General features: G+C 63.1%; 16 protein-coding genes and 1 pseudogene. 12 read left to right on the top strand and 5 right to left on the bottom strand.

Translation table 11 applies throughout. The features are described from left to right. Positions 1-133 precede the first annotated feature (133 nt). From BXU06_RS02060 to BXU06_RS02045, 4 genes are all read right to left on the bottom strand, one after another. The gene (locus BXU06_RS02060; protein WP_077296348.1) at positions 134-1,093 is read right to left on the bottom strand and encodes a beta-ketoacyl-ACP synthase III; all 960 of its coding nucleotides are present in this window, start codon (positions 1,091-1,093) and stop codon (positions 134-136) included. Positions 1,094-1,095: 2 nt separating this feature from the next. Then, positions 1,096-2,127 carry a phosphate acyltransferase PlsX gene (gene plsX / locus BXU06_RS02055; protein WP_077296346.1) on the bottom strand — a complete coding sequence of 344 codons (1,032 nt, stop codon included), beginning with the start codon at positions 2,125-2,127 and terminating at the stop codon, positions 1,096-1,098. 238 nt (positions 2,128-2,365) lie between these two features. Beyond that, positions 2,366-2,545: a 50S ribosomal protein L32 gene (rpmF, locus tag BXU06_RS02050; RefSeq protein WP_077296344.1), complete on the bottom strand. Its 180-nt coding sequence runs from the start codon at positions 2,543-2,545 to the stop codon at positions 2,366-2,368. Between the two features lie 26 nt (positions 2,546-2,571). Beyond that, positions 2,572-3,066, bottom strand: a complete 495-nt coding sequence (locus BXU06_RS02045; protein WP_077296342.1) for a DUF177 domain-containing protein — start codon at positions 3,064-3,066, stop codon at positions 2,572-2,574. Positions 3,067-3,125: 59 nt separating this feature from the next. Between BXU06_RS02045 and BXU06_RS02040 the strand changes: the two genes are divergently transcribed. From BXU06_RS02040 to BXU06_RS02015, 6 genes are all read left to right on the top strand, one after another. After that, positions 3,126-3,710 carry a nucleoside triphosphate pyrophosphatase gene (locus BXU06_RS02040; protein ID WP_077296340.1) on the top strand — a complete coding sequence of 195 codons (585 nt, stop codon included), beginning with the start codon at positions 3,126-3,128 and terminating at the stop codon, positions 3,708-3,710. Then, on the top strand, positions 3,707-4,414 hold the full coding sequence (locus BXU06_RS02035) for an SAM-dependent methyltransferase (protein ID WP_077296338.1): 708 nt from the start codon (positions 3,707-3,709) through the stop codon (positions 4,412-4,414). Before BXU06_RS02040 ends, BXU06_RS02035 begins: the two co-directional genes overlap by 4 nt. Positions 4,415-4,631: 217 nt before the next feature. Further along, a complete protein-coding gene (gene gmk, locus BXU06_RS02030; RefSeq protein ID WP_077296336.1) occupies positions 4,632-5,255 on the top strand; it encodes a guanylate kinase in 624 nt (207 codons plus the stop codon). A 127-nt stretch (positions 5,256-5,382) separates the two neighbouring features. Continuing rightward, entirely contained in the window at positions 5,383-5,589 is a 207-nt protein-coding gene (gene rpoZ, locus BXU06_RS02025) for a DNA-directed RNA polymerase subunit omega (protein WP_077296334.1), read from the top strand. A 97-nt stretch (positions 5,590-5,686) separates the two neighbouring features. Beyond that, on the top strand, positions 5,687-7,846 hold the full coding sequence (locus BXU06_RS02020; RefSeq protein WP_077296332.1) for a bifunctional (p)ppGpp synthetase/guanosine-3',5'-bis(diphosphate) 3'-pyrophosphohydrolase: 2,160 nt from the start codon (positions 5,687-5,689) through the stop codon (positions 7,844-7,846). Positions 7,847-7,869: 23 nt separating this feature from the next. After that, positions 7,870-8,940, top strand: coding sequence for a low specificity L-threonine aldolase (locus BXU06_RS02015; RefSeq protein ID WP_077296330.1), 1,071 nt, complete (start codon positions 7,870-7,872; stop codon positions 8,938-8,940). Here BXU06_RS02015 and BXU06_RS02010 read toward each other — a convergent pair. Beyond that, positions 8,922-10,187 carry an HD-GYP domain-containing protein gene (locus BXU06_RS02010; protein WP_077296328.1) on the bottom strand — a complete coding sequence of 422 codons (1,266 nt, stop codon included), beginning with the start codon at positions 10,185-10,187 and terminating at the stop codon, positions 8,922-8,924. The two genes, BXU06_RS02015 and BXU06_RS02010, sit on opposite strands and share 19 nt — an antisense overlap. Positions 10,188-10,500: 313 nt before the next feature. On the opposite strand from BXU06_RS02010, the gene BXU06_RS02005 reads away from it, so the two are divergent. The 6 genes and pseudogenes from BXU06_RS02005 to BXU06_RS18445 all read left to right on the top strand — a co-directional run. Beyond that, complete coding sequence (locus BXU06_RS02005) at positions 10,501-10,761, top strand: DUF2282 domain-containing protein (RefSeq protein ID WP_077296326.1); 261 nt, start codon at positions 10,501-10,503, stop codon at positions 10,759-10,761. A gap of 158 nt (positions 10,762-10,919) precedes the next feature. Next, positions 10,920-11,783 (top strand): DUF692 family multinuclear iron-containing protein, encoded by an 864-nt coding sequence (locus BXU06_RS02000; RefSeq protein WP_077296324.1) that lies wholly within the window; start codon positions 10,920-10,922, stop codon positions 11,781-11,783. Then, on the top strand, positions 11,780-12,538 hold the full coding sequence (locus tag BXU06_RS01995; RefSeq protein WP_077296322.1) for a DNA-binding domain-containing protein: 759 nt from the start codon (positions 11,780-11,782) through the stop codon (positions 12,536-12,538). Before BXU06_RS02000 ends, BXU06_RS01995 begins: the two co-directional genes overlap by 4 nt. Beyond that, a complete protein-coding gene (locus BXU06_RS01990; RefSeq protein ID WP_253189502.1) occupies positions 12,535-12,990 on the top strand; it encodes a DoxX family protein in 456 nt (151 codons plus the stop codon). Before BXU06_RS01995 ends, BXU06_RS01990 begins: the two co-directional genes overlap by 4 nt. 139 nt (positions 12,991-13,129) lie before the next feature. Beyond that, positions 13,130-13,846: a 7-cyano-7-deazaguanine synthase QueC gene (gene queC / locus BXU06_RS01985; protein ID WP_253189501.1), complete on the top strand. Its 717-nt coding sequence runs from the start codon at positions 13,130-13,132 to the stop codon at positions 13,844-13,846. Between the two features lie 308 nt (positions 13,847-14,154). After that, positions 14,155-14,475: pseudogene (locus tag BXU06_RS18445) on the top strand (6-pyruvoyl tetrahydropterin synthase family protein); the annotation flags it as partial. Positions 14,476-14,481: the final 6 nt, after the last annotated feature.

Genomic DNA, 14,481 nt, shown 5'->3' with positions numbered 1-14,481 from the left:
AATAGAATAAGGCGCCGGCGTGACCTGGCCAGGTCACCCGACGCGCAGCATGCTGACCGCCTTGCAGCAGTCGTGTCTGTCACCTCCCGGCCTGGCATACCCACAGTGTGCCAGCAGGGTGCAACAGGGTCGATTACATCGTCAGCAACACCGCACCCCAGGCAAAGCCGCCGCCAATGCCTTCCAGCATCACGGTATGCCCTGGCTGAATCCGGCCATCGCGCACGGCAGCGTCCAGCGCCAGCGGAATCGACGCCGCCGAGGTATTGCCCTGTTGCGGCAGGGTGAGCACCACCTTGTCCATCGACAGGTGCAGATGCTTGGCAGTGGATTCGATAATCCGCACATTGGCCTGATGCGGCACCAGCCAGTCCAGATCGGCATGGCTCATGCCCTGGGCCGCCAGGGTTTTGCTGGCGCAGTCGGCCAGCGCCTTGACGGCAAACTTGAATACCGCGCCACCGTCCATATGCAGGAAGGGTGTGCCGACAATCTCGCCACTGGCCACCTGGGCCGGCACATTCAAGATCGACTGATAACGGCCATCGGCCTGCAGGGTGACGCCCAGAATGCCCGGCTGTTCCGACGCCTGCAGTATCACGGCACCAGCGCCATCACCAAACAGCACGCAGGTGCTGCGGTCGTTCCAGTCGAGGATGCGCGAGAAGATTTCCGCGCCCACCACCAGCGCGGTGCGCGCCATGCCGGAGCGGATATAAGCGTTGGCGGTAGACAGTGCATAAATGAAGCCAGCGCACACCGCCTGTACATCAAATGCCGGGCAGCCAGGCACGCCCAGCTTGTCCTGCAGGATGCAGGCGGCGCTGGGGAAAATCATGTCCGGGGTGGAGGTGGCGACGATGATCAGGTCGATGTCGGCCTTGTCGATGCCGGCGGCGGCAATGGCGCGTTGCGAGGCAGCCAGGGCCAGGTCGCTGGTTTTTTCCTGCTCGGCGGCAATATGCCGGGCGCGGATGCCGGTGCGGGCGACAATCCATTCGTCGCTGGTGTCAATGCGCTCGGCGATTTCCGCATTGCTCAATACCTTTTCGGGCAGATAACTGCCCGTGCCAACAATGCGGGCATAGGTCATGGTCAGGGCTCCGTCACAGGCTCGGGCGAGCGTAGCTGCCCGGCCACCCGTTCGGTGATATGTTGGATAACGTCGGCGTGGACTTCTTCCCTGGCCTGTTCCAGCGCACAGCGAAAGCCCAGGCTGTCGGTGCCACCATGGCTTTTCACCACGATGCCACGCAGACCCAGGAGGCTGGCACCGTTATAACGGCGGGAATCCACCCGACGGCGAAAACGCACCAGCACCGGCAGGGCAAACAGCGCACACAGCCGGGTAAACCAGTTGCGGGTAAATTCTTCACGCAGGAAGGTGGCCACCATATGCGCCAGGCCTTCCGAGGTTTTCAGCGCCACATTGCCGGTAAAACCATCGCACACCACCACATCCACCGTGCCGCTGTAGATATCAGTGCCTTCGACATTACCCACAAAGTTCAGGTTGGACTGGCGCAGCATTTCACCCGCCTGTTTGACCGCGCCGTTACCCTTGATGTCTTCCGAGCCGATATTGAGCAAGCCCACTCTGGGGTTGTCACGGCCCTTGATGCCGGCCATCAGGGTGGCCCCCATGATACCAAACTGTAACATCTGCTCGGGCGTGCAATCGACATTGGCCCCCAGATCAAGCACGCAGGTTTCCGCGCCCACCGACGGCATCAGCTTGGCAATGGCCGGGCGATCAATGCCAGGGATGGTTTTCAGCACAAAGCGGGCGGTAGCCATCAGTGCGCCGGTATTGCCGGCAGACACGCAGGCCTGGGCCAGGCCTTCCTTGACCAGATTGATCGCCACCCGCATGGAGGAGTTTTTCTTGTTTTTCAGCGCCAGTTGCGGCGACTCATCCATGCCAACCACTTCGGTTGCCGGATGGATGGACAGCCGCGTGCTGTCGGCCCGGCCATGGCGTTTCAGCTCGGCTTCAATCGGACCGGGCTGGCCCACCAGAATCAGGCGGGTATCGGGGTGCAGGTCGAGAAAGGCCAGGGCAGCCGGGATGGTTACCCCAACGCCTACATCGCCTCCCATGGCGTCCACAGCAATGGAAATGGTCATCGGATCAGATCAGAAAAGCCGGTTAACAAGCGGTTGAACAGAATAATGTCAGCGCCATAACTGCGCACAACAAAAGCGGGCAGTGTACAAACAGTGCCCGGATATTTCGATACCGGGTTAATGTTCGCATGATACCGCACCGCGACTTTAATCCGGCTGACAAGACGGCAAGATGAAAGCAATCAAGCCGTGTGGAAACCACACGGCTTGTTCAGCAAGGCAATGCCGACCGGGGGAATTATTCGCCCTTGGTCTTCACCACTTTACGGCCACGATAGAAACCGTTCGGGCTGATGTGGTGGCGCAGATGCACTTCACCGGTGGAGGCTTCAATTGCCAGCGCCGGGTTGGTCAGGAAGTCGTGCGCACGATGCATGCCGCGCTTGGACGGGGACTTTTTGTTCTGTTGAACGGCCATGTTTCACTCCTTGAAATCTAAAAAATTTACTCGGGCTTGCGTTTGAGACTGGCCAGCACAGCAAACGGGTTGGGTTTGCCACTGCCACCAAGCCGAACTTCCGGCTCGCAGTGCTCATGCCGCGCCACAATCGGCAAGCCCAGCAACACCTCATCTTCAATCAGCGCCAGCACGTTGAATTCCGGCTCGGCCAGCACGGCATCCAGCGCATCGTCGTCTTCACAGGCCGCTTCCAGACGGTCTTCGTACAGAAACACCGTGAGCACCGTGTCGGCCTCCAGCCGGAACGGTATCGCCGTCAGGCAGCGCTGACACACCAGCTGCACGTCTGCACACAGACGCAAACGCAGGGTTGGACGCGATAAAGCGTCCGCTCCGCCTGCCAGCGACCACGTCAGCGAGCCATCGGTATTGGCCAGCAGATCGTGGGTGCGGGGAAGGTCGGCCATCGCGATTACCCCGGACAATTGCCGGCGCTGCTTCGCGAAGTCGAGGCTGTCGATCAAAATAGGGTCAGACATAAACCGTGCATGATATAATCCGCGTCCGCCTTGTGTCAAAGAAATCAAGCACTCCCGACATGACCTCCCTTGTGCTCGCCTCCACCTCGCGCTTTCGCCGCGAACTCCTTGCCCGCCTTGGCCTGCCGTTTGCCGCCGTGGCCCCGGTCTGTGATGAAACCCCGCTGCCCGGCGAACACGCCGCCGCCACCGCCAGCCGGCTGGCCTCGGTCAAGGCCCGCTCGCTCGCCCACGCCCACCCTGACGCGCTGATCATCGGCTCAGACCAGGTGGCGCTGCTCGATGGCCAGCAATTGGGCAAGCCAGGCAGCCATGCCCGTGCCGTCGAGATGTTGCAGGCCATGTCGGGACGCACGCTGGAATTTCATACGGCGCTCAGCGTGCTGCACGCCGCCAGTGGCCGTGAACAACAACACACCGACATCACCCAGGTACAGATGCGGACGCTGAGCGATGGGCAAATCCACGCCTACCTGAGCCGCGAGCCCGACGCGCTGCTGTGCGCTGGCGCGGCCAAAAGCGAGGGGCTGGGCGGGGCGCTGATTGCCCGCATCGACAGCAGCGACCCCAATGCCCTGATTGGCCTGCCGCTGTTTGCCCTGGTGGGCATGTTGCAACAGGAAGGCGTCGAGGTACTGGCATGAGCACGCTGTTTTTGATTCCCACCCCGCTGGGCGAACAGGAAGTTGCACACTGGATGCTGCCGGCCCAGGCCGAACGCCTGCGCCCACTCACCCATTTTGTAGTGGAAGCGGCTAAAACAGCACGCAAGCATCTCAAGCAGCTGGCGCTGGACACCCCGCTGCAGCAACTGCAACTGGCCGAACTGAACGAACACACCCCCGAGCGTGAACTCGACGCGCTGCTGGCCCCGCTGGAGGCCGGCCACGACATGGGGCTGATGTCGGAAGCCGGCTGCCCGGCGGTGGCCGACCCCGGCGCGGCGCTGGTGCGCCTGGCCCACGCACGCGGCCATGTGGTTGAACCGCTGATTGGCCCCTCCTCGCTGTTGCTGGCGCTGATGGCCTCTGGTGCCAACGGCCAGCGCTTTGCCTTTCATGGCTACCTGCCGGTGGCGGAAAACGAGCGCATCACCGCGCTGCGCAAGCTGGAACAGGAATCACGCGAGCGCGACTGCGCCCAGCTGTTCATCGAAACCCCATACCGCAACCAGCAGATGCTGACCGTGCTGCGGCAGACGCTAAAGCCAGCCACCCTGCTGACGGCGGCCTGCGACCTGACCTTGCCGACGCAAACCATCATCAGCCGCCGGGTCAAGGACTGGCCCACTCCGGGGCCGGATCTGCACAAGCGGCCAGCAATTTTTCTGCTGTACGCCGGAAAATAACAGCAGAGGAAATGGGCGTGTGCTGTCCACGGGCAAGCACCGCCCTTGCCAAGGGCGGGCAACTCCCCCGCCTGACCGGGTGATCGCCCCCGTCCGCCGTGCTGCCGAGTGAAGCATGCGCTTGCCCTGCCGTGGTGCAGCAACGGCAAAAAATGGGCAAAAATGTGATACTCTGAAAGATTGGCACGGTATCGTCCCGAACCTGGATTTCCTCGCTATGCAAACCGGAAACATCTTTATCGTCACCGCGCCGTCAGGCGCGGGCAAGACCACCCTGGTCGCCGCCCTGCTGGCGGCGGACAAAAGCGTACAGTTGTCGGTCTCGCACACCACGCGCCAGCCGCGCGCCGGCGAGATACACGGCGAGGACTACCATTTTGTCGATCGCGCCACCTTCGAGGCGATGATTGCCCACAAGGATTTCCTCGAATACGCCGAGGTATACGGCAATTATTACGGCACCTCGGTGCGCTGGCTGCGCGAGCAGCTGTCGCTGGGCCGCGATATCCTGCTGGAAATCGACTGGCAGGGCGCGCAGCAGGTGCGCAAGCTGCTGCCCGAGGCGGTGAGCATTTTTATCCTGCCGCCATCGGTGGAAGCGCTGGGCGAACGCCTGCGCGGGCGCGCCAAGGACAGCGATGCCACCATTGAGGCCCGCCTGGCCGTGGTCCGTTCGGAAATCGACCACGCGGCTGAAGCGGACTATCTGATTTTCAACGAACAGCTGGACGAAGCAGTGCGCGACCTGATTGCCGTGGTGCGCAGCCAGCGCCTGCGCACTGCCAAGCAGCTGCATGTGCGCAGCGAACAACTGCGCAGCATGCAAAGCCCGTCCGCCTGACGCGAGCAGGCACAACACGCCTGCCCACAACCGGCACGATCTGCCTGCCGGTGCGCGGTGCGCCGCCACCGGCGTTTCTTTCCATCGGGCTGCCTGGCAGCCCATTCATTTCTAAAGAGTGTGAACCATGGCCCGTATCACCATTGACGATTGCCTCAAGCGTATCCCCAACCGTTTTGACCTGACCCTGGCCGCCACCTACCGCGCCCGCCAGCTGGCATCGGGTGCCACCTCGCTGGTGGAGCCGGGCAAGGACAAGCCCACCGTGCTGGCGCTGCGCGAAATTTCCAACGGCCATATTGGCCGCGAAATGCTGGAACGACACCGCGGCTAAGAACCGGCGACCGCCCCGCCGCCAGGCGAGCATTGGCCGGCGGGGTGCCATCTGGTTCTGAAAACAGCAGTAGCGCCCGAGCGGGCAGGGATACGCAATGAGCAGCAGTGACGTGAACGAACGGATTGATTACGACGCCTTGGTCGCCGCCGAAGCAGCCCAGCTGCTGGGCGCGGCCAAAGCCTATCTGAAGCCGGAAGACCTGCCCTTGATCCGGCAGGCGTTTGACTTCAGCCGCGACGCCCACGAAGGGCAGATCCGCAAGAGCGGCGAGCCGTACATCACCCATCCGCTGGCTGTGGCACATATCCTGACCGACTGGAAAATGGACGCCCAGGGCCTGGCGGCAGCGCTGTTGCACGACACCATGGAAGACACCGGCGTGGCCAAATCCACGCTGGCCGAGCGCTTTGGCCCGGTGGTGGCCGAACTGGTGGACGGTCTGTCCAAGCTGGAACGCCTGGAATACCAGACCAAAGAATCCGCCCAGGCAGAAAATTTCCGCAAGATGGTGCTGGCGATGGCGAAAGACATTCGCGTCATCATCGTCAAGCTGGCCGACCGCCTGCACAATATGCGCACCCTGGACGCCATGCGCGAGGACAAGCGCCGGCGCATCGCCCAGGAAACCATCGACATCTACGCGCCAGTGGCCAACCGCATTGGCCTGAACAAGGTGTACCGCGAACTGCAGGACCTGTGCTTCAAGCACCTGCATCCCAACCGCTATCAAGTGCTGTCCAAGGCCATTCGCGCCGCGCGTGGCAACCGCCGCGAGCTGGTCAGCAAGATCCTGCAGCAACTGGGCACCCAGCTGGTGCAGGCCAATATCGAGGCCACGATCAAGGGCCGGGAAAAAAACCTGTACAGCATTTACCACAAGATGCAGGAAAAACAGCTGTCGTTTTCCGAAGTGCTGGATATCTACGGCTTTCGTGTGGTGGTCAATGATATTCCCAGCTGCTACCTGTCGCTGGGCGCGCTGCATGCGCTGTACAAGCCCATTCCGGGCAAGTTCAAAGACTATATCGCCATTCCCAAGAGCAATGGCTACCAAAGCCTGCACACCACGCTGTTTGGCCCGTATGGCACGCCGATCGAAGTGCAGATCCGCACCCGCGAAATGCACCAGATTGCCGAGGCCGGGGTGGCCAGCCACTGGATGTACAAGAGCGGCGACGAATCCATCGACAAGGCCCAGCAACGCACCCACCAGTGGCTGCAGAATATCCTGGATATTCAGGCCGAATCTGGCGATGCGATTGAATTTCTCGAACATGTCAAAGTTGACCTGTTCCCCGACGAAGTTTACGTGTTCACCCCCAAAGGCCGCATTCTGGTGCTGCCGCATGGCTCCACCCCGGTGGACTTTGCCTATGCGGTGCACACCGATATTGGTCACCGCTGCATTGCCGCCAAGGTCAATCACGAGCTGGTGCCATTGCGTACACCGCTGAAAAATGGCGACCAGGTGGAAGTGATCACCACCACCCAGTCCAAGCCCAACCCGGCCTGGCTGGCGTTTGTGGCCAGCGGTCGCGCGCGCAGCCATATCCGCAACTACCTGAAAAGCCTGGAGCGCGATGAAGCCTCGCAGCTGGGCGAGCGGCTGCTCAAGCAATCGGTGCAGGCACTGGCCACACGCAACCTGGCGGTCAGCGCCGATATCTGGCAGGCGTATCTGCGCGAGTTTGCCGACAAGGGCCAAAAATCCAGCGATGTGCTGATGGAAATCGGCATCGGCAAACAATTGCCGATGGTGGTGGCCAGCCGCCTGCTGGAACTGGCCGGCGAAACCCTGGGCGAGGACGTGCGCGCCGGCCCGGTGATGATTCGCGGCAACGAAGGCGCAGCGGTGCAGTTTGCCCCCTGCTGCAACCCGATTCCAGGCGACCGGATTGTCGGGGTAATCAGCAAGGGGCAGGGGCTGATGATCCATGCCCACGACTGTCCGACACTGGCGCGCATCGACCACGACCGCCAGCTGGATGTGGAATGGGAGCTGGACGAACAGCGCCTGTTCGGCGTGCCGATCACCGTGCTGGCGCACAGCGAACGTGGCGCGCTGGCGGCAGTGGCGGCGGCGATTACCGAAGCGCACGCCAATATCGAAAGTGTGGACATGCAGGACGCCCACACCGGCGAAGGTGCCATTCAGATTCGCTTCCGCCTGCAGGTGGAAAACATCATTCACCTGGCCGATGTGCTGGCCAATATTCAGTCGCAACCCGCCGTGGCGCGCGCCACGCGCGGCTGATTGCGCATTTTTTCGGGCCTGCCATGACCACCATCCCGATCAATTTTGCCAGCGACAACACCGCAGGGGCCGCGCCGGAAGTGCTGGATGCGCTGATCGCCGCCAACCACGGTCTGGCCGCACCTTACGGCAACGACCCGCTGACCCAGGCGCTGGAGCAGCGCTTTGCCGCGCTGTTTGAATGCCCGGTGCGCATGCTGCTGGTCAGTACCGGCACCGCCGCCAACGCACTCAGCCTGGCCAGCATGACCCCGCCGTGGGGCAGTGTGCTGTGTCACGCCGACAGCCATATCCAGCACGATGAGTGCGGCGCACCCGAGTTTTTCAGCGGCGGGGCCAAGCTGCAGCCGCTGGCGGGCGCAGCAGGCAAGCTCGACCCGGACAGCCTGGCCGTGGCGCTGCAAGTGAAAAAAGGCGATGTCCACGCGGTGCAGCCGTCAGCGGTCAGCGTCACCCAATGCACCGAAATCGGCAGCGTGTATACGCTGGATCACCTCGACGCCATTGGCGCGGTCTGCCGTCAGGCCGGGGTGGGGCTGCATATGGACGGGGCCCGGTTTGCCAATGCGCTGGTACAGCTCGACTGCAGCCCGGCAGACATGACCTGGAAACGCGGCGTCAGCGCCCTATCGTTTGGGGCCACCAAAAACGGCGCGCTGGCTGCCGAGGCGGTTTTGCTGTTCGACCCGGCACTGGCCGAACCGCTGGCGTTCCGGCGCAAGCGCAGTGGGCACTTGCTGTCCAAAATGCGCTTTTGCGCCGCCCAGCTGCATGGCTATCTGCACGACGACGCCTGGCTGCGCCACGCCCGTCACGCCAATGCCATGGCCACCCGGCTGGCCAGCGGCCTGGCCGCCATTCCTGGCGTGCAGTTGAGCGCCCCAGTTGAAGCCAATATGCTGTTCTGCCAGTTGCCAGAAGCCATGATTACTGCGCTGCTGGCGCAAGGTTTTCAGTTTTACCATGGCCGCTGGGCCACCGGGGTGGCACGACTGGTCACCTCGTTTGCCACCCGCCCCGAGCAGGTGGACGCCCTGCTGGCCGCGATGCGGGCATGGTCCGCCGATGCCGCCGCTCACCCGGCAAAAAAATAACGGCGCAAACAGCTTTCCAGCAAGGCTTCGGCATGCGCCTCGCCGCCACCGTCGCAGGCCAGGGTGTCAAACAGCCCCCTGGCCTGCGGCTGGAATGCCGCCATCACCGCCGGGTCGAAATGACTGCCGGTGTCGCGCAGCAAAATCGCCATCGCGTCATCAAACCCCAACGCCGCCTTGTATGGCCGTTGCGAACACAGCGCGTCAAACACATCGGCCACGGCAAAAATCCGCGCCGACAGCGGAATGGCCTCACCACGCAACTGGCGCGGATAACCGCTGCCATTCCATTTTTCATGATGCGCGGCCACCACGGCATGCGCGCCGTGCAGCCAGCCCATACCGCTGACAATGTCTTCTCCCTGCTGGACATGGCTGCGCATGATGGCAAATTCGGCGTCGTCCAGCTTGCCGGGTTTGAGCAGAATCGCGTCCGGCACGCCTATCTTGCCAATATCGTGCAAGAAGCTGCCAGCAATCAGCGCCTGCATCTCGCCGCCGGACAAACCCATGCGCTCGGCAATCCGGGTGGCCAGCCAGGCTACCCGGTAATTGTGTGCGCCCGTGTCGGAATCGCGCTGGGCAATCGCCCGACCCAGCGCCTTCATCATCGACAAATGGGCATCCAGCACCTGACGGGCCTTGTCGGCATTGTCCGTAGACAAACGAACCACCACCGGATACAACACCGCGCCGCACAGCAAGGAAGCCAGCCCGACCATTGCCGCCGCGCTTAGCGCGCTGAGCAGAATATGCTGGCGCTGCCACGCCGGCACAATGCGCACCCCTTCAAAATAGCCGGTCAGCGTGGCTGCCGGGCCCGCCTCGCGCAGCGGCGTCATCACCCGCAGCACCCAGTCACCATTGGCCAGCGGCAAACGCTGATAAAACGGCTCAAGATAGTCAGGTTGCGAGTGCTTGGGCAGTTGGGCTTCGATTCGGGCACCGTCAGCGGTCATCGCCTCGGCCAGCCGAATGCCCTGGCGGTCATACAGTTCGGCGATATCGAACAGGCCACCAGCCAGAGTGCGCGCTGCCTGTTCGGCCTGCTGGCCGGCGGATAGCGCAGGTTGGGCCTGAGTGGCAAAGTGCTGCACCAGACGCCGGGAATCCTCCATGGCCAGTGCCACAATGCCTTCTTCGGCCTGTTCCTGCGCCACCAGCCAGGCCAGCGGGCTGGCCAGCATAGCCAGCAGCAGGCTGACCAAAGCAATCCGGAATGCCACTTGGCGGTGAGAGGGCAGCATCTTGTGAACCTCAATGAAGATTGACTGAGCGCCAGGATTGTCTACGCTGCAGATTAACCGTGGCTGAAGTGGCAGCATTCAGCCTGATGCCCATCATGCAAATAACATTTCCCGATTGGCGCAACGCATGAAATAATCCCCTGCGCCATGTGTTGCCTGACGGGGTGGTCAGGCGTGCAAAAAAAATTGGCCTCACGCCGTAAGGAAGCGCCAGCCCCCGACGACCAAGGGGCAGGAAACGGCAATCGCTGCCCGCCCAACGCAGTGGACGCCGTCCACTGACCCATTTTTTTATCCTGTAAGGAGTTTTCCCATGCAAGCATCCCGCGCTCTGATCGCTTCCGCCCTGGCTGGCCTGGTGGCCGCTGGCACTCTGGCTGCCGCCCCGGCCATGGCCGCCGACAAGGAAAAATGCTACGGCGTTGCCACCGCAGGCAAAAACGACTGCGCCAACGCCATGGGCACCCACAGCTGTGCCGGTCAGTCCACCAAGGATAAAGACCCCGGCGACTGGAAATACGTGGCCAAGGGCACGTGTGAAAAAATGGGTGGCGCGCTGACAGCCGGCAAGTAATTCTGCCGCGCGGGCAGCTTCGTGCCCGCGCCCCCAAGCTGCTGGCCAGGCCCCCCACTGGCCAGCAGCGCCGGCGCTTGAGCGGTGCATCCAGTATTGATCCGGGTGCAGCGCTCAAGCCCAGGCGCATTTCCCCTTTGCCAAGACGAGACTTCTCCATGAACCACGCCTCCCTGCCGCCAAGTGCGGGCATTGGTTTGCGCGCGCCACATGTCCGCGCCGCACTGGATGGCCATCCCGATATCCGCTGGATCGAACTGCATAGCGAAAATGTCTTTGGTGGCGGCCCGGCCAGCTTGCTGGTGCAACAGCTGGCCGAACGCTATCCGCTCAGCCTGCATGGCGTAGGCATGGGGCTGGGCGCACTCGACCCGCTGGATGCGCGCCATCTGGCCGAGCTGACCCGGCTGGTGCGCGCAGTCAAGCCGGCGGCAGTGTCCGAGCATCTGTCGTTCAACCGCGCGCAGGGCAAGGTGGTCAATGACTTGCTGCCACTGCCGTATACCCCGGAAACCCTGGCGCATGTGGCGCAGCGGGTGGATCAGGTGCAGCACACCCTGGGCTGCCAGTTGCTGGTGGAAAACGTGTCCGCCTGCCTGGCCAGCCCGGACGATTGCCTGGGCGAAGGCGAATTTCTGGCCGAACTGGCGGCACGCACCGGCTGCGGGGTGTTGCTGGACGTGAACAATCTGTACGTCAACCAGTGCAATCTGGGCCGCGATGCACTGGCCGCCATGCAGGCCTTGCCGGTGGAGGTGGTCGGGGAGATTCATCTGGCCGGCTTTATCTGGCGTGACGGCATGGTGATTGATTCGCACAGCCGCCCGGTATGCGAAGATGTCTGGGCGCTGTATCAGGCTGCGCTGACCCGATTTGGCCCATGCCCGACGTTGATTGAGTGGGATCTGGATATTCCGCCATTGCCGGTGCTGCTAGGCGAAGCGGCGCGGGCGCAGGCAGCGCTGGATGCATGCCGGGCCGCTGTGCAGCGACCCGCGCAGGTTGAAGCGGAGGCGGTATGAGCGTGCTGGCCCGCTGGCAACAGCAATTAATCACCGCCATTACCGCGCCGCTGCCGCCCGATCCGCTGCCGGATGGCTGGAATGCAGTGGGGTTGGACGCTTATCGTGGCAATGCCCGGCTGGTGCGGGTGGAAGCGCTGCTGGCGGCGTTTCACTTGTGCGGGCAGATTGTGGGGGAGCCATTTATGCGTGGGCTGTGCCGCCAGTATGTCAGCGCAGTTCCCGCTGCCAGCGGTAATTTGAGCGATGATGGCGCACAGATGGGCGATTTTATTGCCAGCTTTGTCCCGGCAGCCGAGCTGCCTTATCTGGCCGACGTGGCCCGGCTGGACTGGGCTCGCCACCAGGCGGCCTGGGCCGATGCAGCCCCGGTCTGGCAACCCGCGCAACTGGCAGCGCTGCCCGCCGACGCCTGGGCCGATGTGCGCCTGGCCCGCCACCCGGCAGCCAGTTGTCTGCATTCCCGCTGGCCGCTGGCCGCGATTGAAGCGCTGCACCAGCCCGACGCCGATCCAGAACAGTCGGTCGATCTCACTGCCGGTGGCGGCGCGCTGCTGGTGGGGCGGCCACAGTGGCTGCCTGTGTCACATCCGCTGTCTACTGGCGAAGCCACGCTATTGCACGCCTTGTGGCAAGGCCAGACGCTGGGCCAGGCGGCAGAAACCGCCCTGAACCAAGCGCCGGCGCTGGCGCTGGCCGACGCACTGGCCACGCTGGCGCAAACCGGCGCTTTTACCGAATGGACCGCATCATGATGACATTATGGCTGCGTGCCCTGCTGCACCGCCTGCACCCGTTTGCCCAGGCCGCCAATGCCCTGCGGGCCCCCATCACCCTGGGCGTCCGCCTGTTTCTGGCCGATGTGTTTTTCAAGGCGGGCCTGACCAAGCTGGCTGACTGGGACGTGACCCTGGCGCTGTTTACTGACGAATACCAGGTGCCGCTGCTTTCTCCCAGCGTTGCCGCCTTGCTGGCCACCAGCAGCGAACTGCTGCTGCCGATGCTGCTCACACTGGGTCTGGCTTCCCGGCTGGCCGCCACCGGGCTGTTTGTGCTGAATGGCGTGGCGGTGATTGCCTACCCCGGCATGCCGGAAATCGCCCAGGCATTTCACCTGTACTGGGGCATGCTGCTGGCCATGCTGATTGTGTATGGCGCGGGAGGCTGGTCGATCGATCGTCTGCTGGTCAGCCGGCTGCGCCAGTAGCCCCTACCTGATACCGTAGATTCACGTATACTACGGCACGTTTGATTGATGCGCGCCAGGCGAGACCGAGCCTGTGTGCGCTATTGTGCTTTCTGCCCATGCAGAAAGTGGACTCCGACTGTTTTTCGGGATGCTTGTTATGTTACCTGCCACCATGTCTGGTGGGCGGGCGCTTGTCGTGCTGTCTGGCGGACAAGACTCGACCACCTGCCTGCACTGGGCCTTGCGCCAGTTTGACCACGTTGAAGCGGTCACATTCGATTATGGCCAGCGCCACCGCGTCGAGCTAAGCGCCGCCCGCCATATTGCCAGCCAGGCTGGCGTGCGCCATCACCTGTTGCCCATCAATACTTTTGCCGCCTTGGGCGGCAATGCGCTGACCGATGCCAGCATCACCCCGGAAGCCGGCATGCGCACCGAGGGCGACAGCCAGCTGCCCAACACCTTTGTACCAGGGCGCAACCTGATTTTCCTCACCTTTGCCGCTGCGCTGGCCTGGCAACAGCGCCTCGACCATCTGGTGGTCGGCGTGGCGCAAACCGACTATTCCGGCTACCCGGACTGCCGCGACAACACCCTGCAGGCGCTGGAGCGGGCATTGTGCCTGGGCATGGACCGGCCGATTCAGCTGCACACCCCATTGATGCACCTGTCAAAAGCCGACACCGTGCGCCTGGCCATGCAGCTTGGCGCGCTACCCGCGCTGGCGCACAGCCACACCTGCTACCACGGCAGCGTGCCGCCGTGCGGGGAATGCGCCGCCTGCCAGTTGCGCGCCAAAGGCTTTGCCGAGGCCGGGGTGGCTGACCCACTGGTACTGCGTCATGCCGGAAAGGCCGAACCATGCCTGGCCTGATGTACACGGCCAGTGCGGGTTTTGAAGCGGCACGCCGCATCCGCACCGCCAGCGATATGCGCCGATGCCTGCACGGCCACAGTTTTTTACTCAATGCCCGCTGGGCAGAAAACCTTGGCACGCTCAGCCCGGAGCACGTCCGTCAGGCGGTCGCCCCGCTGGATTACGCCGACCTGAACCAGGCGCTGGCCGTGCCCGACGATGCTACCCTGCTGACCCAGCTGGCGGATGCATTGCCTGGCCATGCCGGCCTGTGGCTGCGCAGCGCACCGGACCGTGGCGTGCTGTGCTCCCCCCACGGCGGCCCGCTGCTGCACTGGCTGCAGGTCAGTTTTGAAGCGGCTCACCGGTTGCCTAATGTGCCTGCCGGCCACCAGTGCGGACGCCTGCACGGCCATGGTTTTGGCGTCACGCTATGTGCCCGCAACACGCATGCCGAACTGGAACAGGCCTGGCAGGGGCTGCATCCGCAGTTGCATCAGCGCCTGCTCAACGACATCCCCGGTCTGGCCAACCCCACCAGCGAAGTACTCAGCCACTGGCTGTGGCAGCAATTGGCCAATCAGCTGGCGCTGGATCATGTCATTGTGCGGGAAACCGCCACCGCCGGCAGTCAGTTCAATGGCCAAGATTAC

The organism is Aquaspirillum sp. LM1 (assembly GCF_002002905.1).
In the GTDB taxonomy this organism is placed as follows: domain Bacteria; phylum Pseudomonadota; class Gammaproteobacteria; order Burkholderiales; family Aquaspirillaceae; genus Rivihabitans.
Note: the sequence above shows the minus strand (reverse complement) of the source record. Positions and strands in the feature narration are given on the sequence as shown.